Origin of the sequence: Carnobacterium sp. FSL W8-0810 (assembly GCF_038007125.1) — a bacterium.
GTDB lineage: Bacteria > Bacillota > Bacilli > Lactobacillales > Carnobacteriaceae > Carnobacterium_B > Carnobacterium_B inhibens.
Map to the genome: position 1 here is coordinate 1,898,973 of NZ_JBBOWO010000001.1, position 25,920 is coordinate 1,924,892.

The following is a 25,920-nucleotide window of genomic DNA, read 5'->3' on the forward strand; positions in this document are numbered from 1 at the left end:
TAATCATCTGATTCGGTTTCTACTTTCATACCGTATACTTCACTATTAGTTCTCTAGTTTCTCATGGCCCTGTCTATTTGACAGGGCGCAGTCTAAATCTTTGATTTTAATGATTTAAGTTAAAGGAATTTGGCTATGGTTTAAAATCCACGACTGGAACCTCCGCCACCGGAACTTCCGCCACCACCAAATCCTCCACCGCCGCCGAAGCCGCCGCCACCGAAACCTCCGCCGCCAAAACCGCCACCGCCACGGTAACGACTTCCACCAGACATTCCTAGTAATAAAGGCCACATGCCGCCTCGTCTTCTTCCGCCACCAGATCCGCCACCGCCAAAGAAGCTGCTGATAACAAAAAAGATGATCACCACAACAATAATGGATGAAAAACCTCCATCATCATCATTGTACTCTGAAGTATCTACATTATAACCAGAAAAAATCGTGTCATCATCATATTGATACTCTTCATTAACTTTTACAGCTGTTTCAGTAAAAATACTTTTCAAAGCAGCATCAAAATCATTGTTCGATAAAGCATCGATATTTCGATCTAATATGGCTCCAGTTCCACTGTCAGTAAGAGCGCCTTCTAAACCATATCCAATTTCAAATCGGATTTCACGTTCTTCAGCAGATAATAGAATCAAGACTCCATTATCTAAATCAGCCCCACCAATTTTCCATTTTTCAAACAATTCAACGGTATATTCTTCAATCGTAACATCCTGTAAACTATTTACGGTAGCCACTACTATCTGTGGTTTTTCTTGAGTATCTTCATAGTGTTTATTTACATCTATTATAAATTTTTCAGTTTCCTCTGAAAGTAAATCTGCTTCATCAAAAACATAAAATTCATTAGAGGGTTCAGGATAATCAACAGCAGCCTTAACCGTTAGAGGAAATAAACTTAAAAGCAATAAGCTGAAAAGTAGCGACAAGGTGCTCAAAAATGAAATACGCTTAATTTTTTTCACTAGATTTCCTCCTCGTGCATAAGACATAACGATTATTCTTCATCATCAAAGTTAACTTCAGGCGCGATTTCTGCACCTTCAACGGCTTCAAAATAAGGTTTTTCTGAGAATCCAGTTATGCCGGCAATAATAGATCCAGGGAAACGTTTCACTTTGTTATTATAACCTTGTACAGATTCATTGTAACGTTGTCTTTCAACAGCAATTCGATTTTCTGTTCCAGCAAGTTCATCCATCAATGCGGTTACGTTGTCATTAGATTTCAATTCTGGATAGCTCTCTACTACAACTAATAATCTAGATAAAGCAGAGTTCATTTCATTATTCGCTTCTACTTCTTCTTCCATTGATCCAGCACTGCTCAGTGAAGCACGTGCATCTGCGATTGCAGTAAACACATCCTCTTCTTGATCCATAGCTCCTTGAACTGAATTAACTAGGTTAGGTATCAAATCATTTCTACGTTGTAATTGTGATTCAACTTGTGACCAAGCTAAATCTACTTTACTTTCTTCATTGATCAATCCATTATATGAACTAATCAGAGGTATCGCAATGATAACGACAGCTATAATAATCCCTATAATTACTTTTGTTCCACTCTTCATATTTTTCATTTGTCATCCTTCTTTCTTTCGTTATTTAATAGACTAAGTATACTTTAATTCCTAAATCAACACATCCGACTTAAGGATGAAAAGAAATTGCTGTCCTTTTTTATAAGCTGTCCTTTTAAGTTAAGTATGACATAAAATGCTTATTTTAGGAAATAATAGCGTAAGAAAAAAAGAAAAACAAAATTTATTTTTCCCTTTTTTCAGCAAGCATACTATGCTGACTCTTTAGTTCTTTAATTTAAACAATCTTCTAATAATTTTGGATTAAAAATTTGCTCTTTTAGCATTTTGATTTCATGTGCATAAGGTGCTTTTTTAGTTTTCTTATCTTCTCCTACAAAAGGTGTTTCCAATATTTTAGGTAACAATTCTAATTGTGGGTGATGAACCACTTTATTCAAAGCTTCAAACCCGATCGTTCCAAATCCAATGTTTGCATGTCTATCTTTATGACTGCCTTGGGGATTTTTCGAGTCGTTCACATGGACAACTTTTAGACGGTCTAATCCTATAATTTTATCAAACTCATTTAAAACACCGTCAAAATCTTCTTTTACATTATAGCCTGCATCGTTTAGATGACAAGTATCCAGTGTGACGGATAATTTTTCATTTAATGTCACACCATCCATTATTTTTGCCAATTCATCAAACGTTCTGCCTACTTCAGTTCCTTTACCAGCCATTGTTTCAAGTGCGATATGAGCTAGTTGATTTTTATGCAAGACTTCATTTAGCCCTTTAATAATTTGCGCGATTCCTGCATCCGCTCCAGCTCCAACATGTGCACCTGGATGCATTGTGATCTGTCTTGCACCTAAAGCTTCAGCTCTTAAAATTTCTGCTCTTAAAAACTCAATAGCAAAACTGAAATTTTCAGGTTTGATCGTATTGCCTAAATTTATGATATAAGGCGCATGTACAACAATATTTGATAAGTTGTTTTCTTTCATGAAAGCTGTTCCTGTAGGAATATTCATATCTTCAATTGCTTTTCGTCTTGTATTTTGAGGGGCACCTGTATAAATCATGAATGTTGTAGCACCATAACTTGCAGCATCCTCAGCAGAGCCAAGCAGCATCTTTTTTCCACCCATTGAAACATGTGAACCTAATAAAACCATCTTTTTTTCTCCTAACGTTAAGTACATTTTCTTTTATTCTAAGCTAGTTTTATCGAAAGAACAACCCAGATTAGATTAGTTTCATTTAGGTTGTTACTCTAAAGATAATTTACTCGCTCGAATCAGATTTTCAGAAACAACGGCTGTATCACTGAAAAAATCAGCTAAGTGTTGCTTCTCTTGAGTAAACAATACCATTAAATAGATAAATGGAAATGTTTTTAAAATATAGCGGCCAAAACATTCCCGAATGAGAACCGTTCCCCAACTTAACTGTTCTTCTTTAAAACTGATCAATCGAAGTCCAAAAATAATCTTTCCAACTGTTTGACCATTTGTAGCTTTTGTTAAAAGTACAAAGTATAAAAGATAAACAACTAATTTACTTAATGAATAAGCTGAAAAATCATTATCGTTAAGTGGTAAACGCAACAATAGAAAGATCGTTTGGACAACTAATCGATTGATACTCCAGATCAAAATCATATCAATAATGAAAGCAAATAAACGGAACCAAAAACCCGCATAAAAAAATGACGGAAAATGATTATAAGGCTTTTTCTTGCGTTCTTCTTCTTTTTGCTTTTGTTGCCAATAATATCTCCTTGCATCTCTAAGTTCTTGAGGACTCATATTTTTTCTTTCATGCTTATCTGTCTCAATTTTAGAATCATCCATTGGTTGATCTTCTGTTGGACTTATTTCGGATGTTTTTTCTTCTTGTTGTTTTAAGCGTTTTAGTCGTTTTAATCTTTCAAGTTCTGCTTCTTCCTGAGCTAATGATTTTTTCAACTCATTTAGATCTAACTCTTTTGTATCTCCTTTTTTTGCTTTATCCTGCTCTTTGTTTTCAAGAGTTGTGGTCATATTATTCACCTCCGTAATAATACATCATCTTCGGAGAATCTACTGCTCCAATAGCGGAGATCAATTCAGTAAGCTCTGATTCTTGGGTGCTAGTTGATTGAAATAATCCGCTTAATTTCGAACTAAATAATGATGAAAAGGATAATGTAGGGACTTGATAACTAAAAATCTCTGCATCTTCTAGTGTATAATCTTTTTGAATGGCTTTAATAGCATCTTCTTGGTAGCCAATCTCGTCTACTAATCCATTATCAACGGCTTGAACTCCATCATATATACGACCATCTGCTATTTTTCTGACTTCTTCTTCTGACATCCCACGACCTTCGACAATAACCTCTACAAAACGATCGTAGGAAGTATTGACCATTGTTTGTAATATTTCGGTATCTTCTTCAGTCATTGCTCTTGTAGAAGATCCAATATCTTTAAATTCGCCGCTCTTGACCGTGGTATCATCCACACCAAGTTTTTCCAGTAACTCACTAACATTCATACCAGACATAATGACTCCGATAGATCCTGTCATCGTTTCTTCAGCAGCAAATATTTTTTCAGCTGATGCTGAAATATAATAACCACCACTAGCAGCCATACTCCCCATTGAAACATACATGGGTTTATTGGTATTTTTTTGGATTGCAACTAATTTATCTTTTATCTGAGCGCTTTCATAGGTTCCGCCACCTGGAGAATTAACGGATAAAACGATCCCACTGATCGTATCATCTAATAAGACTTGTTCCAATTGTTGCATAAAATAATCATGACTATATGTAATGTCTCCTGTTAAACCAGACGATTGGCCAGCTAAAATGGTTCCATCTACAGTTAGAACTACAATACGATTTGAACTGTCTCCCGCTTCTATCACTCTTTCTTCAAGCGCTTCTGTACCCAATAAACCTACTAAGCTATCACTTAAGGATTCAGATGTTTCTTGTTTTTGTGCAACGTAAGAAAAATAATTGCTGAAAAAGAATGAGAATATAAATATACCTAATGCAATCCCGATTGCACTCCATCTTTTTGCGTTCATGTATAAACCTCCATAAAATAGTTTTCTGATTCTATTTTGTCAAAACTGCCTATGAATAACAAGCAAAATTTTTATTTAATCTATTCTTTAAAAAATAAAGACGCGAGCAAACTAATGTACTCGCGTCTTCTAACTATCAAAGCCGATTTATTGACTCTTAATCTTCAATTTTAGTTGTTGTAATCGATAATTCATCAAGTTGAGCTTCACTAACTAAGCTTGGTGCTTCCGTTAATGGATCTGTTGCTTTTCCGTTTTTAGGGAAAGCGATCACTTCACGAATATTTTCTTTGCCAGCAAGCAGCATAGCAAACCGATCAAGACCTAATGCAATTCCACCATGAGGAGGGAAACCATATTCTAATGCTTCTAATAAGAAACCAAATTGTTCTTCTGCTTCTTCTTTTGAGAAACCTAATGCAGCAAACATTTTTTCTTGTAATTCACGAGTATGGATTCTAAGTGATCCTCCACCTAATTCATATCCATTTAATACAATATCATAAGCTTGAGCGTATACTTTCCCAGGATCTGTTTCAAGCAATTCGATGTCCGATTCTTTCGGCATTGTGAACGGGTGATGAGCAGCTGAATAGCGTCCTGCTTCTTCATCGTACTCTAGTAATGGCCAGTCGACGATCCACATAAAGGCATAAACTGATTCATCGATCAATTTTAGTTCTTTCCCTAATTTTGAACGCAACGCACCTAATGAATCATGGACAACTGATTTTTTATCAGCCACAAACAACAATAGATCGCCTGCTTCAGCATCCATTTTTTCAATCAATGCTTCAGCATCTTCTTTAAAGAATTTAGCGATTGGTCCTTTTAAGCCATCGTCTTCAACTTTCAACCAAGCTAGGCCTTTTGCTCCATAAACAGAGACAAATTCACCTAAAGCATCAATGTCTTTTCGAGAATAATTGCTTGCAGCGCCTTTAGCATTAATAGCCTTAACAGCTCCGCCATTTTCTACTGCTCCACTAAATACCTTGAAACTAGATTCTTTAACTAACTCACTAACGTCTACTAATTCTAGCCCGAAACGAACATCGGGTTTATCACTACCGTAACGACTGATTGCTTCGTCATATCCCATACGTGGGAATGGTAAAGTTAATTCAATACCTTTTGTATCTTTTAGTACTTTAGCTAATAATTCTTCAGTAAATGATTGAATTTCTTCTGGTTCTAAAAAGCTTGTTTCAATATCCACTTGGGTAAATTCAGGTTGACGATCCCCGCGCAGATCTTCATCTCTAAAACAGCGAACAATTTGGTAATAACGATCAAATCCTGCACCCATCAAGAGTTGTTTGAATAATTGTGGTGATTGAGGCAATGCATAAAAATGACCTGGATGAACTCGAGATGGTACCAAATAGTCTCGCGCTCCTTCTGGAGTTGATTTTGTTAAATAAGGTGTTTCAGTGTCAATAAAGTTATGATCATCCAAATAATGACGAATTGATTTTGTCATTTGGTGACGTAGAATCATGTTTTGTGTCATTTCAGGACGTCTTAGATCCAAGTATCTGTATTGCATTCTTTTATCGTCCGATACTGCTACACCATCTTCGATATAAAAAGGCGTTGTTTTTGAAGTGTTTAAAACAGTCACTTCATATACTTCTACTTCAAGTTCTCCTGTTGAAATGTTTTTATTGATAACAGCTTCTTTTCTTTCAACCACTTTCCCTTTTACTTCCAGTACAAATTCACTGCGAATGTCTTCAGCAATAGCTAATGCTTCTTTTGAAAAAGTTGGATTAAAAACGATTTGAACGATTCCTTCACGATCTCGTAAATCGATGAAAATCAAATCGCCCAAGTCTCGTCTTTTTTGTACCCATCCTTTTAACACTATTTCTTGTCCTAATAAATCGCGAGAAATTTTCCCGCAATATTCTGTTCTTTTTCCCATTTATTCCAGCTCCTATCACTAATTAATCGTTTTAGTCTTCTTTATTGAAAAAATCATTAAAAGCTGTCATATCTGCTAGTTTTAAATTAAATAATTTTTCAAAGTCTTTATAAATTTCTGCTAATGAAACTTTAAATTCTTTCCCTGTCTTCATAACTTTAAAATTGACTTCTTTATTTTCTAACTCTGCATCGCCTAGTGTAATGACCACCTTAGCGTTCATTTTTGACGCTGTTTTAAATTGCCCTTTGATTTTGCGGTACATATAATCACGCTCACCAGATAACCCAGCTTCACGAACGGCTTGAACAATTTTAAGAGTCTCAATATTCGTTGCATCCCCTAAACCAACAACATAAACGTCTACTTCATGAAGATCTGGAATCTCGATTTCTTCTGCTTCTAACGTCATCATCAAACGTTCCAAGCCTAGTGCGAAACCAAATCCAGGTGTAGCCGGTCCGCCTACTTCTTCTACCAATCCGTCATAACGTCCGCCAGCACAAATTGTTGTGATTGCGCCAAATCCAGGAGCATCACTCATGACCTCAAAAATTGTATGCGTATAATAATCTAATCCTCTTACCATGTTGCTGTCTACCACAAAAGGAATATCTAGTGCCGTTAACATTTCTTTGACCACTTCAAAATGTTGTTTTGAATCTTCACTGAGGTAATCTAAAATAGAAGGCGCATTTTTCACAATTTCTTTATCTTTTGTATCTTTACTATCTAATACACGTAATGGATTTTTGTGCAAACGTGTTTGAGAATCTTTGCTTAGTTCTTCAAAATGAGGTTCTAAATAAGCAACAAGTGCTTCTTTATAATCAATCCGGCTTTGAGCATCACCTAAAGAGTTGATGACTAATGTCAACTTTTCTAACCCAAGTTCTTTAAATAAAGCCATTGCAAGAGCCATTGACTCTACATCAGTTGCAGGATTCGTACTTCCGAATACTTCCACACCTAATTGATGGAACTGTCTCATTCTTCCGCCTTGAGGACGTTCATAACGAAACATTGGGCCTTTGTAATAAACTTTATAAGGTTTCGCATGTTCCGGTCCAAATAATTTATTTTCAACAAACGCACGAACAACTGGTGCTGTTCCTTCAGGACGAAGCGACATATGACGTTCGCCTTTATCATAAAAATCGTACATTTCTTTTGAAACGATATCACTTGTTTCGCCTACTCCACGAGAAAATAAATCATAACTTTCAAAAATAGGTGTTCTGATTTCTCCAAATTGATAGTCAGCCAACACCATATTTAAAATTTCTTCAACATATTGCCATTTTCTTGACTCTTCTGGTAATAAATCAGCTGTTCCTTTTGGTTTTTGAATTGCCATTATTCAACACTCCTTTAGTTTCTACAAATCTTTTTATTAAAAAATACAAAAAAACGCCCTTATTCTAAATAGAATAAGGACGAATGACTGTTCATTATACGTGGTACCACCTTTGTTTGAAAACCTAAGTTTTCCTCAACGATTAACGCTCGTAACGTAGCAGCTTTTCACTGCTAACCCTCCAGAATGTCTTTCAGTTAAGTCTACGGGGATTTCTTTCAGCCTAAGGAAACCCTCTCTATTCACACGCTAGAATTACTTACTTTTTCTTTCATTGGGTGATTGATATAATAATGTAAGATTACAAGAAAGTCTAAACATTGTCAAGGACAGAAAGTTTAATCCTTGCTTACTTTTTTTCTCATTCTAAAAAAAGTTGATGAATATAAGGATTTAATTGCATATTAAAGTGTAACATTGCTATAATCAAATAGTACATATATTTTATAATTGATTGCGTTTTCGTAATTAAGAAAGTAGTGAACTTCTAATGGAAAATAAATTGACATTAAAAAAAATAAAAAAAATGGTTTCATTGCTTATCATTACACTATTCATTGGACTAACTGCATTTGCTACAGTTGTTCTTGCTAATCAAGGAACGATCAAAGTTGATGCTACTGTGGTCAATGTTCGTACAGGGCCAGGTCTTTCCTATGATATCATGACACAGGTCACTGGTGGCGAAAAAGTAACGATGCTTACCGAAGAAAATGAATGGTACAAAGTACGCCTAAGCAACGATCAGATTGGATGGATCGCTAGCTGGTTGATTGAAAATACGGAAGTAAGTGCCGCAACCAATAAAATAGGTATTGTAACCGGTGAAGAAGTAAATATCCGAAGCGAAAGCAATCTGGATTCTGAAATTCTTGGTAAAGTAGCCAATGGAACAGAACTTACCGTATTATTCCAACAAGAAGGTTGGACTCAAATTCAATATTACGGCCAAGTCGCTTGGATCAGTTCAGATTTGATTAAAATCAATGAAACACCATTAGCTACAACGACGGTCGCTAGTGCCGAAGATAATTCAGCTCCTATTCAAACAGTGACCACACGTAGCTCCGGAACAAATATTCGAAGTGGTCCTTCAGTTGAAAGTACAGTTGTCACAACAGTTGACAAAGGAGAAAGCTTTACCTACCTCTCTACTGAAGGAGATTGGTACAAAATCACATTAGCAGATGGACAAACCGGCTATGTAGCCAATTGGGTAGTAGACTTATCAGCTGATCAACAACCAGCGCCTACAGCTAATGTCACTTCATTAGCTGAAGCAACGATCGTGATTGATGCAGGACATGGCGGAAACGATCCTGGTGCTTTAGCCAATACATTCTATGAAAAAGAAGTAACGTTAGACACAGCTCAACTTGTTGCTAATCGATTACGCGATGCGGGAGCAAATGTGATATTGACTCGTTCTGATGATACGTTTGTTAGCTTAGATGAACGAACAGTTATCAGCAATCAGGCTAATGCCGATGTTTTTATCAGTTTACATTATGATTCAACGGAACACGCTAATGAAATCAGTGGTACGACAACTTATTACTACCATGACAAAGATATGCCTTTAGCTGAAATCGTAAATGGAAACTTAAAACAAAATGGGATCCTACCTAATAATGGTGTTCGTTTTGGAGATTTCTATGTTACGAGAGAAAATACCCAGCCTGCTATCTTAATTGAATTAGGGTATTTAAATAGTGATGTGGATCAAATTACTGTCAATACTTCATCCTACCAAACATCCATTGCTGAAATCATTTATCAATCTTTAAATCAATACTTTATCCCATAAATAAAAAGAGCTAACAACGGAGGAAATATTCCTATCGTTGTTAGCTCTTTTCTTTAACTCAACGCTGTTTGCTATCAATAATAATGGTCACTGGGCCATCATTTAAGATTGAGACTTGCATATCTGCACCAAATTCACCCGTTTGAACCGTTACTCCAGTTTCTCTTAAACCAGCATTAAAGGCTTCATACAGTGGAATAGCAATTTGAGGTCTTGCGGCTTTAGTGAAACTGGGGCGATTTCCTTTTTTTGTATCTGCATAAAGTGTAAACTGAGAAATCGACAATATTTCTCCATTGACTTCTGCTAGGCTTAAATTCATTTTCCCTTGAGAATCTTCAAAAATACGCATTTTGCTGATTTTACGTACCATATAATCAATATCTTCTTGCTGATCTTCTTCCTCTATACCGACTAACAAAACAAACCCATGCGATATTTCTCCTATAACTGTTTCTTCAATACGTACGCTTGCTTGCTTTGAACGCTGAATGACTACTTTCATTTTTAAACCACCTTTTGAATTGTTAATATTTTTTGATCAAAAAAATAAGAAAACAGAAATTCGCCCACAAGGACGGGCAATTTTCTGTTTTCTACTTGATTAATGTGCTTAAGAAGACATTCTTTTTACACCATAAACATCAGGAATAGATTTTATTTTATCAATAATTTTATCCAACTGGTGGATATTCTGGATACCCACTGTTAACGTAATTGTGGCCATTTTATTATTGTCTACTTTTCCCATTACATTATTTAAATTTTTCGTCATACTGTTGACAACTTGCAGGACTTCATTCAACAACCCAGAACGATTATACCCAACAATTTGCAATTCAGCATTATACTCTTGGCTTTTAGAAGTTGTATCTTCCCATTCAACATCAATTAGTCGATTTTCAGCATCTTTTGCTGCGATAACGTTAGGACAGTTTTTCCGATGAATCGAAACGCCTCTGCCTTTGGTTATATATCCAACAATTTCATCGCCTGGTACGGGGTTACAACAACGGCTAATACGAATCAGTAAGTTATCGATTCCTTGAATGACAATGCCGCCTTCATGTTTTATTTTGATTTTTTCTGGTTCTTTTTTAGTTTTAAGTTCGATCGAAGCGATATCTTGAATTTTCTTTTCATTGTCTCGGTCTCTTCGTTCTTTTTCAGTTAATCGGTTGGCTACTACTAATGCTGTTAACTCACCATAACCAATAGCCGCATATAAGTCGTCTTCTGAAGTGAAATTGAAGCGCTCCAAAAGCAATTTGATATGATTCTTGGTAAGAAACGCTTTAGGTTGAAATTGCATGTCAATTAATTGCTTCTCAAGCATATCCCGACCTTTGACAATATTGACTTCACGGTCTTGTAATTTAAAGAAACGCTTGATCTTATTTTTAGCCTTACTCGTTGAGACTAAATTGATCCAGTCACGACTCGGACCGTATGAATTAGGAGAAGTCAAAATTTCAATGATATCTCCTGTCTTCAATCTATAATTCAAAGGAACTATTTTCCCATTCACTTTAGCCCCAATGGTTTTATTGCCAATTTCTGTATGAATATTAAACGCAAAATCTAATGGCCCAGCACCAGAAGGCAATTCACTAACGTCTCCTTTTGGTGTGAAAACATAGACTTTATCTTTAAAAATATCTTCTTTTACACTTTCCATAAAGTCGCTTGCATCGCTGGATTCATCTTGTAATTCAATGATGTCTCTAAACCAAGAGATTTTTTTACCATCAGAATCGTCTTCAACTTTTTTAGTGATACCTTCTTTATATGCCCAGTGAGCCGCAACACCATATTCAGCTATTTCATGCATTTCTTTAGTACGAATTTGAACTTCAACGGGTTTACCGTGTTCTCCAATAACCGTAGTATGGATCGATTGGTACATATTGGATTTTGGCATAGCAATATAATCTTTAAATCTACCAGGCATAGGTTTCCATCGCGTATGGATTGCTCCTAATACGGCATAACAGTCTTTAATTGAATCTACAATAACACGGATAGCCAACAAATCATAAATTTGATCGAATTGTTTCTTTTGATCTCGCATTTTACGATAAATAGAGTAAATGTGTTTTGGTCGACCCGTAATATCTGCAGTAATGCTCAATTCGTCAATAGAATCTTGAATTTTTGAGATTGAATCAGAAATATACGTTTCTCTTTCTTCTCTTTTAGAATTCATTAAATGAACAATCCGGTAATATTGTTGAGGATTCAAATAACGCAAAGAAGTATCTTCTAATTCCCATTTGATTAAATTGATCCCTAAACGATGAGCAAGCGGAGCATAAACTTCAAGCGTTTCATTTGCGATGCGTCGTTGTTTTTCTGGTCTATGAAACTTTAGCGTACGCAAATTATGCAATCGGTCAGCTAGTTTAACCATGATCACTCTTAAATCTTTAGCCATTGCCAACAACATTTTACGATGGTTTTCTGCTTGTTGTTCTTCATGTGATTTATATTTTATTTTTCCTAATTTCGTTACACCATCTACAAGCATAGCCACTTCAGGAGAAAATTCTCTTGAAATATCTTCAAAAGTATATTCAGTATCTTCAACAACATCGTGAAGAAATCCAGTCGCTACCGTTACTGGATCCATTTTTAATTCTGCTAAAATCCCTGCAACTTGTATTGGATGAATAATATACGGTTCACCAGATTTTCTATACTGATCTTTATGAGCATTTGTGGCAAAGTCGCATGCCTTTTTGACAAAAGCTACATGATTGCTATTCATATAAGTAACGGTTAGAGCAATTACTTCTTGTGCAGTATAATCTTTACTTTTGGGCATCTTGCCACCTTCTTTTCGTTTATCACTAGTTTATAAGTACTAATCTTGCTTTTCATATAACTAGATTAATACAAAATAAGCACTCCAAATGAGTGCTTTACCACATGTATTTACAGTACATTATACTCATAATACACGCTTATTTCAATATAAACACAAAAATCAAATAAAACAGTCTTTATTTTTTTAATTAGAAAAATAGAATACGAGCCGTACTTGAGACTCGTATTCTATCAAATAGTCTATTCACTTTTTTATTCATCTAACTGCTATCAGATTATCCTTCTACGATTGCTAAACCATTTGAAGAACCTAAACGTGTAGCTCCTGCTTCAATAAATTGGTGTGCATCTTCAGTTGTACGAACGCCGCCGCTCGCTTTAACGCCCATTTCTGGTCCAACAGTTGCACGCATTAATTTAATGTCTTCAAGTGTTGCTCCACCTGTTGAAAATCCAGTAGAAGTTTTAACAAAATCTGCTCCTGCTTTTTTAGCAAGTTCACAAGCTCTTACTTTTTCGTCATCTGTTAATAATGATGTTTCAATAATTACTTTAGATAAAGCTTTTCCTTTTGAAACAGCTACAACACTTTCAATGTCACTTTGTACTAAAGTGTCATTTCCACCTTTAAGGGCTCCAATGTTGATGACCATGTCTACTTCAGTAGCACCATTTTTGATCGCATTTTCAACTTCATAAGCTTTAACTTCAGATGTATTAGCTCCTAGAGGAAAACCAATAACGGTACATACTTTTACATCTGTACCTGCTAACAATTCAGCAGCTTTCTTTACCCAAGTAGGGTTTACGCAAACAGACATAAAGTCATATTTTGCAGCTTCTTCACAAAGCGTTTTAATTTGTGCTTCAGTTGCTTCTGGTTTTAGTAATGTATGATCAATTGTTTTGTTTAATTGTACTGTCATATTATAGCCTTCTTTCTTATTCTAGTGATAGCAGTTTCATTATACCCGACTTCTTTGGTTGGGACAAAAAAGAAATTTCTCATTTATGCAGCAATTCAAAATGATACGAAATAGCAGATAATGCATATAACGGAGCTGTTTCAGTTCTCAAAATTCGTGGGCCTAATGCACAAGGTAAAAAGCCATTTTTTATGAAAGCATCGATTTCTTCTTTAGACAACCCGCCTTCTGGCCCAAATACGATTAACAGTTTTCCGCCGGCTGATAATTTTTTTAATCCTTTAACAAAGTTTTGGTCTTCTCCAACTTTTGCGCTTTCTTCATACGCGACTAAGCAGGTATCATATTCTTCACTCAGTTCAATCAACTGTTTCACTGAAACGAGTGATTGAACCATAGGAACTTTTGTACGATGCGACTGTTCAGCTGCTTCTTGTGCGATTTTTTGTAATCGTTCAACTTTTTTAGCCGCTTTTTTAGCATCCCATTTGGTAATTGAAAAAGCACCTGAAAACGGAATAAATGCACTTGCTCCTAATTCCGTCCCTTTTTGGATAATTAGATCCAATTTATCTCCTTTAGGCAACCCGCTTGCAATCGTTACATTAACCGGCAATTCTTGTTCTCGATTGTCATCTTCAACCCAATTCAAAAGAACTTCTTTCTCATTTATAGCGCTAATTTCAGCAATAAAAGCTTGCTGATTCTTCGTTACCAAAAAAACGCGGTGGTCTACTTTCATTCGCATCACTTTTACCATATGATGAAAGTTCTCTCCTGTGATGGAGATAGTTTGTTTTTGATAATCTGTTAAATCATCCTTTAAAAAATAACGTTGCATTTATTCATCCTCCGCCAACGGTTTTTTAGCGACAATACTACACCAATCTTTCATTTGTTGCACTTGAATAATTGTGAAACCTTGTTTCTTTTGTTCAGAAAGAATGAGTTCTTTTTTATCTTCAATAATTCCAGATGTTAAAAATAAACCACCGGGCTTCAAAACAGCATAAGCTTCTGGTATAAGCGGTACAATGATTTCTGACAAGATATTAGCTACCACAATATCTGCTTCGATCGTTACACCTTTCAGCAAGTCATTGGCTTTTACAGTAACGTCTTTAGCATAGTCATTTAATCTAATATTATCCATGGCTGATTTTACTGCAACATCATCTAAATCATATGCATGAACATGCTTGGCGCCTAGAGCTTTACTGGCAATACTTAATACACCTGAACCTGTTCCTACATCTAAAATCGTTTCATTTCCACGAATATATGTTTCAAGAGCTTGCAAGGACAGTATAGTTGTCGGATGAGTTCCTGTACCGAAAGCTAAGCCTGGATCTAAACGAATCACACGCTCATCTGCCTGTTTTAGTTCATACTCTTCCCAACTTGGAACAACAGTTAAAAATCGTGTTACTTGCAAAGGATGGTAATATTTTTTCCAAGCAGTTGCCCAGTTCTCTTCTGTTACTTCTTCTATTTTCAACATATTTGGCGCTATCGTTAAACCAAAAGTCTCTAAAGATTTGATTCTTTGTTGAATGCCAGGAACCAATTCAGGTAAAAAAAGAGTGTCTGGAAAATAGGCTTTGATAATAACACCTTCTTTAGAAAAGTCAGCTTCATCTAATGCCCAAATTTCACCAAATTCATCATCTGGCGTATTTAAAAAATCTTGTATATCCTCAATAGCCACGCCTTGTGAACCTGATTCGATCAGGATATTCGAAACAGCATCTACCGCTTCATTTGAGGTTTGTATTTGTAATTCAGTCCACTTCATCTTGTCGCTTTGCCTCCAATTAACAATTCATTTAATTTCGATTAGGTTAATATTTTGGATAAAGAAGTTTCTCTTCACTATAACGGTTGGTATCTTTCAACGTTTTGATTGTTCCGTCAAAATTCATATCATTCCAATTTAATTCAAATTCTTCAATTGTAGGGTCAGTCGCAAAGTCTAACAAATCAGATTGTCCTTCCGTTACAACTATCCGAAGTGTTTTAAGTATGGCATCAATATATCCTTTTTCGATACCCATTTTAAAATCAAATGGAAAAGCTTTTAAATAATTATCCATTTGAATCTTTGATTTTTTAGGGTCAAAGAAACAGATTGCGTCTTCAAATTGAATGATTTCATTTTGTGTAGCTGTTCCTTCAATATCTTCAATAATAATATTGTTTTCTTTCTGTTCAGCAAAAATTGAAAAATAAACCTCAATAGCGTGCTGTTTTTTATTCCATTCTAATTTCCAATCAAATTCAAAATCACTTTCTTCTAATGCTTCACCTAAATAGTCTATTAGTGTTTCTTGTGCCATGATTTTTCGCCTCCATTAGTTGATTGGATCATTCCAACCGAAATCTGCTTCTATTTTTCCTTTTTTTCTTGATACATATGGATTTCCCACAACAGTATACCGCAATAATGCATCCGTCCACTTTCCTTTATTTGGGATACCTATTCTAGGGGACAACTCAATTTTCTTAGGTATTTTCCTAGTTTCAACATCAATTCTTAAAGGAGGTTCCCAAGCAAGTGTGCCGTCATCCAACTTAGTAATATTCATTGCCTTTGTTAATTTACCAGGACCATCTGTTACTACAAAACCAGTTTTCCCTCTACGTTCAGACATAAGTGACATGCCTTTATAAGGTTCAATAGCCCGTATCAGAATCGCTTCTGGTATTCCTTTTTCTTGAACAACAACATTCAGCATCAAATGAGTGTGCATACTGTAAACATAAATAGTACCCGGTTCTTTATACATAGAAGCCAATCGAGGAGTACTTTTCAATCCAAAGCTATGAGCAGCTTCGTCTATTTCACCCAGATAAGCTTCCGTTTCCACGATCCAGCCAGATGTCACCCCTTCATCAGTTTCTTTGATGACTAAACATCCCAATAAATCTTGAGCGATTTCTTCTGTTGTTTTAGTATGATCTGTCCAAAAATCCAATTTTATTCCTCTTTCTTGTTTAGTACATTTTTAGTGATTGTTTCTTCAATAACTAGTATACAATAAAATAACACTTAGATAAAAAGAAAGTCGTTTTTGAAATTAACAATTCAATATATTACCTTGAACTTTTTATTGTGTTTAATTTATAAAAATGTTCAAAATATTATTTTTTTGCTAACTTGGATATTAGTAACCATTAATGATTGTTACTTCCCCTTCATCAAGTGTTGGTGGCTGAAAATTTTCGTAATATTGAGCTGCAGTTTGTTCGTCTAACATAATATCATTAGGATTTTTTCCTTTTCGGTCGTGAATTCTTTGTAAAACAATTTCTTTTGGAGTAACGATTACAATGATTTCTGGTTTTATTCCGAACGGAACCAGCATATTTTTATATTCATCACGCATTTCACGTGACCAAAAGGAATAATCTAGAACAACATCTTTATTTTTTCTAATTAGTACTTTTAACTTTAGATCAAGGAACGTTTTGATTTCATCGTAAACATCAGTTGGCAGCGGGTGAATTTTGAATCCTTTATTAAATGACTCTACATCATAAGATAAACGAACGAATCCTTGTTGTTCTAACATCTGAGCATAAGTCGACTTTCCTGATCCTGCTGTTCCGCACATAAGAATAACTCTACTTGTTGAATGGTATGGCTCTTTCATCTAAGATACCTCCATAATTTATAGTTCACTTCAAGGGTTAGTCATCTATCTAGTTATTCAATTTTTAGTCCTTATTTTTATTCTCAGATAAATGAAATTCTTCTTGATGCTCTTTGAAGAAATTATAATAGGTTTGGACATTTTCTAATTCTGTCCATTTTTTCACATCTACCGGATCTGAGTCTAAATCATAGATTTTTGCCTCACGAAGTGCTAAAAAAAATGGAGAATGAGTAGAAATAATAAATTGACATCCGAAAAACCTAGCAGAATCTTCGATAAATTGCATGAGTTCCATTTGACGAATCGGTGAAAGACTATTTTCTGGCTCATCTAATACATAAAGTCCATTTTCTTCAATTTTATTTGTGAAATAACGAAAGGCATTTTCACCATTTGAATGTTCTCGAACGTTACCCATCAACTTATCTCTTACATAATGCGACTGGCTTTTACTTCTAGCATCCGTTACTTTTCGCAATTGATCATAATCTTCTAATGAATGCATCTGAAATTTAGAATATTTCGCCTCTAAATATTCTTCAAATAACGCTTCACGCTTTAAATCAATACCATCATTCAACGAACGAATAGTTAAGATATAATCAAATACATCATCACTTGTAATGATCCTACTATGAATAGGAATTGTTTCCACAATGTCTATAGCACAAAGAGAAAGATAATTCACAAAAAAATTAGATTTATTGAAATTAGAATCTCGCTTTAATTCTAGTTTTTCAGCAATGATATTTAAGGCTGTGGTTTTACCAGAACCATTTCCTCCATAAAGAATGGTAATTGGTTTAAAATCAATTCTTTCAAAACTGTGTTTCGGCAAAACTTGAAAGGGATAAAAAGAATTATAGATTGTCCGTTTAATCTCGAGAAAAAAATCAAATTCCTTCTCTTTATCAGGAAATGTGATTGAGCTTAAATACTTCATGGTAATCTCCCTTCTAGAACATTTTAGCTTTATTTTCATTATGCAGGAAGATTATTATGAAGTAAACTAGTCATATAGTGCTAATTCGATTTCTTACTCTAGTTGGATAGATAACCCAATCGCTTTTGATAATTAAAGGCACTCTCCAAATTGGAAAGTGCCTTTTAGTTTGTTTATTTATTTAGTTCATTTCAAACGCACCGGTGTAAAGTTGGTAATATTCACCTTGTTGAGAAATCAGCTCATCGTGGTTTCCTCTTTCAATGATGCGTCCTTGTTCCATTACCATGATCGCATCTGAATTGCGAACCGTTGAAAGTCGATGGGCAATAACAAATACCGTTCTTCCCTTCATTAGCGCATCCATTCCGCTTTGGACAACCGATTCCGTTCGTGTATCAATACTTGACGTAGCTTCGTCAAGTATCAAGACTGGCGGATTCGCTACAGCTGCTCTGGCGATTGCGAGTAATTGTCTTTGTCCTTGAGAAAGTGAACCGCCATCGCCCGTTAATTCGGTATCGTAACCATGCGGCAATTGTCTTATAAAGAAATCGGCATTTACTAGTTTAGCAGCTGCTTCAACTTCTTCATCGGTAGCATCTAAACGTCCGTATCGAATATTGTCTTTTATCGTTCCGGTGAACAAATGTGTATCTTGTAGTACGATGCCTAATGATTTTCTTAAATCATCTTTCTTAATCTTTTTAACATCAATGCCATCATAAGTGATGGCTCCTTCTTGAATATCGTAGAAACGGTTGATCAAATTGGTAATCGTTGTTTTTCCAGCACCAGTTGCACCAACAAAAGCAATTTTCTGGCCGGGTTTTGCAAATAGATTAATGTTGTGAAGAATCGTTTTATTAGAATTGTATCCAAATGTGACATCTTTAAAACGCACATCACCCGTTAATTCCTTATAGACAGCTTCATGAGCAGAAGTTGTTTGTTTCCAAGCCCAGCTGCCTGTACGGTGACTAGATTCCTCGATTGTTCCGTCAGCCTGTTTAGTAATATTGACTAACTCGATCGTTCCATCATCTTCTTCAGGTTTTTCATCTAACAAGTTGAAAATACGCTCTGCGCCTGCTAAAGACAAGATGATTGCATTAAACTGTTGTGAAATTTGAGCTACAGGCATGGTAATACTTTTCGTGAATTGAACAAAAGACGCAATACTCCCTACCGTTAAAGCTGTAAGTCCTGTGATTGAAAGAACAGCACCTATTACAGCCGTCAATAAATACATAAAGTTTCCAATATTTCCCATAATCGGCATTAAAATATTCGCATACGTATTTGCTTTCGTCGCATTTTCTCTTAGTTCTTCATTTAATTCACTAAAATCCGAAATGGCTTCTTCTTCATGATTAAATACTTTCACGACTTTTTGGCCTTCAATCATTTCTTCTACATAACCATTTAACGTACCTAATGCTGCTTGTTGAATAGAGAAGTAACGGCCACTTTTGCTACCAATTGTACGAATCACAGCAACCATGATCCCTACCATACATAAGACAAATAATGTCATTGGTATATTAATGATAAACATCGCAATAATAATCGATAAAATCATGATCAGCGAAGAAAAAATTTGTGGAATCGATTGGCTGATCATTTGTCTTAACGTATCCGTATCATTCGTGTAATGGCTCATAATATCACCAGTTGCATTGCCATCAAAATAACGAATAGGCAAAGATTCCATATGCGTAAACATTTCATCACGAATATCTTTCAAGATACCTTGTGACACAGTAACCATTGTACGATTAAAAATATAGGTGAATAGAGCGCCGGTTAAATATAACATCGCCATCAAACCAATAATACGCGCTAACTCAGAATAATCAGGCGTTTGCTGAGTCAGCAAAGGCGCAATGTAATCATCAATCAATGTCTTTGTAAAACTGATCCCGATCGCATTGGTTGCAGCACTGATGATGATACTGACAACTACGATAATGATCCGTAATTTATATTGTTTCGTTGCATATGAAAGAATTCGTTTAAATATTTTTAACGGGCTAACAGTTGGTCTCATAATCGGTTTATTCTTCAACTATCGTCCCTCCCTTTACTTGAGAATCGTATACTTCTTTGTAAATCTTATTGTTTTTCAATAATTCATCATGTGTACCAATTCCATCGATCTTACCTTCTTCTAATACGATGATGCGATCCGAATCTTGGATGGAAGAAATGCGTTGTGCCACAATGATTTTTGTTGTATTTGGAATTTCTTCTATAAATGCTTTTCGAATATAAGCATCAGTTTTTGTATCCACAGCACTTGTTGAATCATCTAAAATCAAGATTTTAGGTTGTTTTAATAAAGCACGTGCAATCGTCAAACGTTGTTTCTGTCCGCCGGATACATTTGAACCGCCTTGGTCTAAAACAGTTTCATAGTCATCAGGAAATCCTTGTACAAACTCATCTGCTTGGGCTAATTTAGCAACACGTTGAATTTCTTCTTTGGAAGCTTCTTTATCTCCCCATCTTAAGTTGTCGCTAATCGTTCCCGAAAACAACGTATTTTTTTGCAGTACCATTGCAATTTGATCACGCAATGTCACTAAATCATAGTCTTTTACGTTATGACCAGAAACATATACTTCTCCTTCAGTCACATCGTAGAGTCTAGGAATTAATTGAATTAGCGAGCTCTTTCCACTCCCAGTTCCACCAATGATTCCTATCGTTTCACCAGACTTTATCGTAAAATTAATCTGACTTAAATCTGCCTCTTCGGATAATTCATTGTATTTAAATTGAACATTTCTAAATTCAATGTCTCCATTTTCAATTGTTGTAAGCGGGTTTTCTGGATTTGACAATGATGCTTTTTCAGTCAAAACTTCAGCAACACGTTCTACTGAAGCTTCAGAAATAACGATCATGACAAAAATCATTGAAATCATCATGATACTACTTAAAATTTGCATCATATAAGTAATAAAACTCGTTAATTCCCCTGTACTCATTGTTCCACCGACAACGTATTTTGCCCCAAACCAATAAACGAGCAGCAGACAAGAATAGATAGCAATCTGCATAACCGGCGCATTAAGTGCCGTAATTTTTTCTGCTTTCGTAAATAAATTTTTAATATCTGTAGAAGCGACTTTAAATTTTTCAATTTCTTTTTCTTCACGTACAAATGATTTTACAACTCGTACACCGTTAATATCTTCTTGCACAGTTTGATTTAATCGGTCATATTTTTTGAAAACTTTTATAAAATAAGGATGCACACGATAGATTAAACCGATTAAAATGAACGCTACAATAGGCACAATAATCAAAATAGTTAAAGATAATTTCAAATTCGTATAAGCAGCCATTGCAAATGCAAATGCGATCATGAATGGTGCTCGAATAATAGTTTTTAGAACCATTTGAAAAGCCATTTGAATATTAGTGATATCTGTTGTGAGTCTTGTAATCAGACTGGATGAAGAATATTTGTCAATATTATCAAATGCAAATGTTTGAATATTTTCGTAGATGTCTTGACGAAGATTTGTTGAAAGACCTACTGCAGCATCGGAAGAAAATTTCCCGCCCAATACTCCAAACAACATAGAAAAACAAGCTATTACAAACATTAGTGAGCCTATTTTTAAAACATATCCAAGATCCCCATCTATTAATCCTTTATCAATAATTTTCGCCATGAGAAAAGGAATAAAAATCTCCACAGCAACTTCCAATGCCATAAACAGCATGGTTAGATACGACGGTTTCTTATATTGTCGCAATGATTTCATTAACGTTTTATACATTTTTTGGCTTCTCTCCTTTTAATTAACTGAGCAAATGTGCTTGCTCCATTAAATCATGTATTCGGTAAATCGTTTTTATCGTCAGGCGTATATCTTCTTCTGGAATATCTTTTAGGATCTGACTATTTTTTTGGTGGAAATCATAGACCACTTTTTGATGCAAAGCTAACCCTTTTTCAGTTAACTTGATATTTACTACTCGTTTATCTTCAAGGTTTGATTCTTTTTTTATATAACCTAAGTCTTCTAATGTAGCTATATTCTTGGTGATACTCGGTAATGTTACACCAATCGTCTCTGCGATATCACTTACACGTACCGCATTCAACTCTTCTGATAAGTTGTACACTGTTTTGATGATATGGATGTGTCTTTTTTGCACTTCAGGAGGTGGCTCAGGTAAAAACCGCATCGTGTGTTTTGCACTCAAACACGCATCAATGTATTCTTCAGATAGTTGTCTATCCATTATTTCTCCCCCTTCTAAATTAAATTACCTAATATAATTACTATAGGTAACTATATTAGCAAAAAAAAGAATAAATAGATAGCAAAATCTACTTATTCTTTCAAATTTTTTTAATAAGAAATCATTTTTCTTCCATCCAGATTTCAGATGATAATCGCTATTAAACAAATGACCTTTTATTTGATACAATGTTTCTTACTTGCTACGTTTTGTTAACGTTTTGACTAAATCCGGATCATAATGTGAAAAGAATAAACTTTCTCCTTGATTTAAAGTTAAAATAGCATCCATATCTTCATCGGTCAAAGCGAAATCAAAAACATCAAAGTTTTGAATCATTCGTTCTTTTGTGACCGTTTTAGGAATAACGACAACATTTCGTTGAATCAAATAACGTAGAGCAACTTGAGCTACCGATTTACCATATTTATCTCCAATTTCTTTCAATATTTCATTGTTAAAGAAATCATTTTTACCTTCGGCGAATGGTCCCCAAGATTCAATTTGAGTATTATACTCTTGCATAATTTTTTGCGCTTCGACTTGTTGATTGAATACATGCGTTTCGACTTGGTTTACCATGGGTTTGATTTCACTAAATTCAGCGATATCAATAAAACGATCTGGATAAAAATTGCTTACGCCGATAGCTTTGATTTTTCCAGCCTTATAATATTCTTCCATTGCACGATAAGTACCATAGTAGTCATTGAAAGGTTGATGAATCAATAATAAATCAAGGTAATCTGTTTGAAGTAACTCCAACGATTCATCAATGGAAGCCTTAGCTTTTTCATAGCCAGCATTTGAGATCCATACTTTTGTAGTAATGAAGAATTCTTCTCTTGGAATTCCACTTTTACTAATCGCATTTCCAACTGCTGCTTCATTTCCATAAGCTTGCGCAGTATCAATAGAGCGATACCCTACTTCAATGGCTTCACTTACGACACGTTCACATTCTTCTAAATCATTTACCTGATATACACCAAACCCTAAAATCGACATTTTTACTCCATTTGCTAATGTGACTGTTTCCATCATTCATTCCTCCATATACAAAATTTTTTCTATCTTTTAAATGGGTTCATTAGAGATAGGTTACAGCTTAACTAACCATCCGTCTAATACCTACCTAAAAGACAAACTATGCTCCATAAGCATACTTAAATCGTTGAATAAACTTTTTAACTACTGGTGAAAGTACTCGGTTTCTCTTCCAGACTAAAACACAATTCGTTTTGACTTCAGGTTCAAGCGGGATAAATGTTACACGCTCTAAATTATGGTTAGAAACAGAACCTTCAATAGTAATGGCTGATCCAACTTTATTATCGACTAGCGAAATGACATTAAAAATCAGATTATAAGTACCTACAATGGTTAACTCATCTAATGGTTTACCCGCCCATTTCGCTAACATTTGTTGGATTTCTTGTCTTTTTGAAGTCAAAAGTGGAACTCCTAATAAATCATCTTTGGTGATTGAAGATTTTTGAGCTAAAAAAGATTCATTAGATGCTAATAATCCCCAGCGTTCCGTTCGAGGAAGAGTAAGGCTTTCATATTTATCCAATGAAATAGGTTCTAACAGTATTGCTAAATCAATCAATCCTTTATCTAGCTTTTCAGTAATATCGTCACTCGTTCCACTAAAGATATGAAAAGTTACTTGAGGATAATCACTAACAAGTTCTTCCAACATCGTTGCTAAAGTATCTGAATTATCAGCCTCTACGCAACCTATAGAAATATGGCCGCTAAATAGTTGGTTCCTACGACTTTCAAATTCTTGCTTGGTTTGATTGGTCAAAGATAAAATCTCTTCTGCTCGGCTCTTTAAAAATAATCCTGCTTCTGTTAGGATCATTTTTTTCTTTTCGCGAACAAATAATTCAGTCCCAAGTTCTTCTTCAAGCTCTTTTAACTGTCGGCTTAGTGTAGGTTGAGTAATATGCAAAATATCTGCAGCTCTGGAAACAGTACCTTCTTCTGCAATTGTCCAAAAATACTTTAGTAAACGAAAGTCCACCAGTTCACCTCCTAAATAATGCTTTTCTTACATTTTATCATTGTTGTCAGTATTAAAGAATACAGACGCCTTATCAACCTTTGCTTCAGTAATCACTTTAATTTTTTTAATAGTACCTATGATTATAAAGATTATTAAATTAAGATATGAGAAAAAAGGGCTGACAAGTATCATTGACACTTATCAGCCCTTCATGGCAAAGCGAAAAGAGGGCATGTTCAAGTTTCATTGTCCTCTTTTTTCCACTAAATTAATCTTCGTCAAAAATTTCTTTTGCTAAAGTAAATGCTGACCATGCTTTTGGCCATCCTGTATAAAATGCCAAATGAGTAATTAATTCCACCATTTCAGTTTTCGTTACACCATTTTGTTTTGCGATTTTCATGTGTGCTTCTAACTGAGGTACACCTTGTGTTAATAGACTTGTGCAAGTAATCATACTTCGGTCACGAGCAGATAATTCAGATTCTCTCGACCATACTTCACCAAATAAAATATCATCGTTTAATTCCGCAAATTTAGGAGCAAATTCTCCCAAATTATCTCGACCTGCTGTTTGTTTAACCATAATACATCCTTCTTTCTTTATTTTTCTAATGTTAAATAACTATCATCAGAAACAGATTCTAACCATTCTGGCGTTCCTGCTGTAATCGCAATATGTTCAAACCAACTATCCTTTGTTGCACCATGCCAGTGTTTTACACCATCATGCGTCACGATAACATCACCTGCTTTTAAAAATTGTGCAGGTTTTCCCTCTTCTTGATACCAACCTTCTCCACCCGTTACTAATAACAATTGGAATCCATCATGATGAATATGCCAGTTATTTCGACAGCCAGGTTCAAATGTTACATTACCAACTCCGACATTAACTTCTGGGTCAGAAATTAAATTATTTAAATAACTTTGTCCTACAAAATATTGTGCAAATGCTTCATTTTTTTCTCCTATTGGAAAAATTACACCATTTTTTACTTCTTCATTTTTAGTCATCTTTACATTCCTCCATATTCTTGATATTGATTTAACCAACTATCGATTGCTTTATCTGACTTATTGACCCTGGAGCCTCTTACAGGTAAACCTTGTTTAATTATTGAATTTGGACACAGTTTTTTTAGATCAGTCATGCTGTTGCCAAAAGCACTCCCTTCATGTGTACAAAAAGGATAGATTGTTTTATTAGAAAAATCATTATCTTCAAGAAAACTGGCAATAATCATCGGAAATGTGCCACACCAATTAGGAAAGCCAAGAAAAATAGCATTACTGGTTTCACTATTTACAGATAAATTTTGGTACTTTGGTCTTTCTTTTCTTTGCTTTTCTGACATCGCTAATTCAACCATTCGTTCATATTCTGGCGGATGTTCCTGTACTGGAAAAATCTCAATTAACTCTGCACCTATCTTTTCCGCAATTTTCTTTGCCACAATTGCTGTATTTCCAATTGACAACTGTTTGATTTCACCGTTAATAAAATTCTCATGCTTTCTAGAAAAATAGATTACTACTGACAATGTATTCACCTCACTAAAAAAGCTGTAATA

General features: G+C 35.0%; 25 protein-coding genes and 1 other annotated feature. Of the genes, 1 reads left to right on the top strand and 24 read right to left on the bottom strand.

Going from position 1 to position 25,920, the window contains the following annotated elements:
- Positions 1-140: 140 nt before the first annotated feature.
- The 7 genes from NST49_RS09210 to hisS all read right to left on the bottom strand — a co-directional run bounded on the left by NST49_RS09210 (position 141) and on the right by hisS (position 7,911).
- The gene (locus NST49_RS09210) at positions 141-980 is read right to left on the bottom strand and encodes a TPM domain-containing protein (protein WP_341048224.1); all 840 of its coding nucleotides are present in this window, start codon (positions 978-980) and stop codon (positions 141-143) included.
- 32 nt (positions 981-1,012) lie between these two features.
- A complete protein-coding gene (locus NST49_RS09215) occupies positions 1,013-1,597 on the bottom strand; it encodes a LemA family protein (RefSeq protein ID WP_023177876.1) in 585 nt (194 codons plus the stop codon).
- Between the two features lie 233 nt (positions 1,598-1,830).
- Positions 1,831-2,721: a deoxyribonuclease IV gene (locus NST49_RS09220; protein WP_341048227.1), complete on the bottom strand. Its 891-nt coding sequence runs from the start codon at positions 2,719-2,721 to the stop codon at positions 1,831-1,833.
- A gap of 93 nt (positions 2,722-2,814) precedes the next feature.
- Entirely contained in the window at positions 2,815-3,588 is a 774-nt protein-coding gene (locus NST49_RS09225; protein WP_341048229.1) for an RDD family protein, read from the bottom strand.
- A gap of 1 nt (position 3,589) precedes the next feature.
- Complete coding sequence (gene sppA, locus NST49_RS09230; RefSeq protein ID WP_341048231.1) at positions 3,590-4,627, bottom strand: signal peptide peptidase SppA; 1,038 nt, start codon at positions 4,625-4,627, stop codon at positions 3,590-3,592.
- A gap of 157 nt (positions 4,628-4,784) precedes the next feature.
- Positions 4,785-6,554 carry an aspartate--tRNA ligase gene (aspS, locus tag NST49_RS09235; protein ID WP_187948595.1) on the bottom strand — a complete coding sequence of 590 codons (1,770 nt, stop codon included), beginning with the start codon at positions 6,552-6,554 and terminating at the stop codon, positions 4,785-4,787.
- Between the two features lie 31 nt (positions 6,555-6,585).
- A complete protein-coding gene (gene hisS, locus NST49_RS09240; RefSeq protein WP_251166039.1) occupies positions 6,586-7,911 on the bottom strand; it encodes a histidine--tRNA ligase in 1,326 nt (441 codons plus the stop codon).
- Between the two features lie 72 nt (positions 7,912-7,983).
- Positions 7,984-8,195, bottom strand: a binding site (T-box leader).
- Positions 8,196-8,401: 206 nt separating this feature from the next.
- Here hisS and NST49_RS09245 point away from each other — a divergent pair.
- A complete protein-coding gene (locus NST49_RS09245) occupies positions 8,402-9,718 on the top strand; it encodes an N-acetylmuramoyl-L-alanine amidase (protein ID WP_341048233.1) in 1,317 nt (438 codons plus the stop codon).
- A 58-nt stretch (positions 9,719-9,776) separates the two neighbouring features.
- On the opposite strand, the gene dtd is transcribed toward NST49_RS09245, so the two are convergent.
- The 17 genes from dtd to NST49_RS09330 all read right to left on the bottom strand — a co-directional run bounded on the left by dtd (position 9,777) and on the right by NST49_RS09330 (position 25,890).
- Positions 9,777-10,223 carry a D-aminoacyl-tRNA deacylase gene (gene dtd / locus NST49_RS09250; RefSeq protein WP_023177869.1) on the bottom strand — a complete coding sequence of 149 codons (447 nt, stop codon included), beginning with the start codon at positions 10,221-10,223 and terminating at the stop codon, positions 9,777-9,779.
- A gap of 108 nt (positions 10,224-10,331) precedes the next feature.
- Positions 10,332-12,542 (bottom strand): RelA/SpoT family protein, encoded by a 2,211-nt coding sequence (locus NST49_RS09255; RefSeq protein WP_034536634.1) that lies wholly within the window; start codon positions 12,540-12,542, stop codon positions 10,332-10,334.
- A gap of 277 nt (positions 12,543-12,819) precedes the next feature.
- Positions 12,820-13,470, bottom strand: a complete 651-nt coding sequence (gene deoC / locus NST49_RS09260; protein WP_023177867.1) for a deoxyribose-phosphate aldolase — start codon at positions 13,468-13,470, stop codon at positions 12,820-12,822.
- 79 nt (positions 13,471-13,549) lie between these two features.
- Entirely contained in the window at positions 13,550-14,311 is a 762-nt protein-coding gene (locus tag NST49_RS09265) for a 16S rRNA (uracil(1498)-N(3))-methyltransferase (RefSeq protein WP_023177866.1), read from the bottom strand.
- Positions 14,312-15,265 carry a 50S ribosomal protein L11 methyltransferase gene (gene prmA, locus NST49_RS09270; protein ID WP_341048235.1) on the bottom strand — a complete coding sequence of 318 codons (954 nt, stop codon included), beginning with the start codon at positions 15,263-15,265 and terminating at the stop codon, positions 14,312-14,314.
- 46 nt (positions 15,266-15,311) lie between these two features.
- Positions 15,312-15,806, bottom strand: a complete 495-nt coding sequence (locus NST49_RS09275; RefSeq protein WP_034536631.1) for a DUF3013 family protein — start codon at positions 15,804-15,806, stop codon at positions 15,312-15,314.
- Between the two features lie 15 nt (positions 15,807-15,821).
- Positions 15,822-16,445, bottom strand: a complete 624-nt coding sequence (locus NST49_RS09280; RefSeq protein WP_023177863.1) for a DNA-3-methyladenine glycosylase — start codon at positions 16,443-16,445, stop codon at positions 15,822-15,824.
- A gap of 189 nt (positions 16,446-16,634) precedes the next feature.
- Positions 16,635-17,123: an AAA family ATPase gene (locus NST49_RS09285; RefSeq protein WP_051932627.1), complete on the bottom strand. Its 489-nt coding sequence runs from the start codon at positions 17,121-17,123 to the stop codon at positions 16,635-16,637.
- A 64-nt stretch (positions 17,124-17,187) separates the two neighbouring features.
- Positions 17,188-18,069 carry an AAA family ATPase gene (locus tag NST49_RS09290; RefSeq protein WP_034536627.1) on the bottom strand — a complete coding sequence of 294 codons (882 nt, stop codon included), beginning with the start codon at positions 18,067-18,069 and terminating at the stop codon, positions 17,188-17,190.
- Positions 18,070-18,250: 181 nt separating this feature from the next.
- Positions 18,251-20,119 carry an ABC transporter ATP-binding protein gene (locus NST49_RS09295; RefSeq protein ID WP_341048712.1) on the bottom strand — a complete coding sequence of 623 codons (1,869 nt, stop codon included), beginning with the start codon at positions 20,117-20,119 and terminating at the stop codon, positions 18,251-18,253.
- Positions 20,120-20,126: 7 nt separating this feature from the next.
- Positions 20,127-21,863: an ABC transporter ATP-binding protein gene (locus NST49_RS09300; protein WP_023177855.1), complete on the bottom strand. Its 1,737-nt coding sequence runs from the start codon at positions 21,861-21,863 to the stop codon at positions 20,127-20,129.
- 22 nt (positions 21,864-21,885) lie between these two features.
- Positions 21,886-22,332, bottom strand: a complete 447-nt coding sequence (locus NST49_RS09305; protein ID WP_034536623.1) for a MarR family winged helix-turn-helix transcriptional regulator — start codon at positions 22,330-22,332, stop codon at positions 21,886-21,888.
- 195 nt (positions 22,333-22,527) lie between these two features.
- The gene (locus NST49_RS09310; RefSeq protein ID WP_341048713.1) at positions 22,528-23,373 is read right to left on the bottom strand and encodes an aldo/keto reductase; all 846 of its coding nucleotides are present in this window, start codon (positions 23,371-23,373) and stop codon (positions 22,528-22,530) included.
- A gap of 106 nt (positions 23,374-23,479) precedes the next feature.
- Positions 23,480-24,364, bottom strand: a complete 885-nt coding sequence (locus NST49_RS09315; RefSeq protein WP_251166045.1) for a LysR family transcriptional regulator — start codon at positions 24,362-24,364, stop codon at positions 23,480-23,482.
- 250 nt (positions 24,365-24,614) lie between these two features.
- Positions 24,615-24,932, bottom strand: coding sequence for a carboxymuconolactone decarboxylase family protein (locus NST49_RS09320; RefSeq protein ID WP_251166046.1), 318 nt, complete (start codon positions 24,930-24,932; stop codon positions 24,615-24,617).
- A 17-nt stretch (positions 24,933-24,949) separates the two neighbouring features.
- Positions 24,950-25,363: a cupin domain-containing protein gene (locus NST49_RS09325; RefSeq protein ID WP_251166047.1), complete on the bottom strand. Its 414-nt coding sequence runs from the start codon at positions 25,361-25,363 to the stop codon at positions 24,950-24,952.
- Positions 25,364-25,365: 2 nt separating this feature from the next.
- Positions 25,366-25,890, bottom strand: coding sequence for a flavodoxin (locus NST49_RS09330; RefSeq protein ID WP_341048242.1), 525 nt, complete (start codon positions 25,888-25,890; stop codon positions 25,366-25,368).
- Positions 25,891-25,920 lie beyond the last annotated feature (30 nt).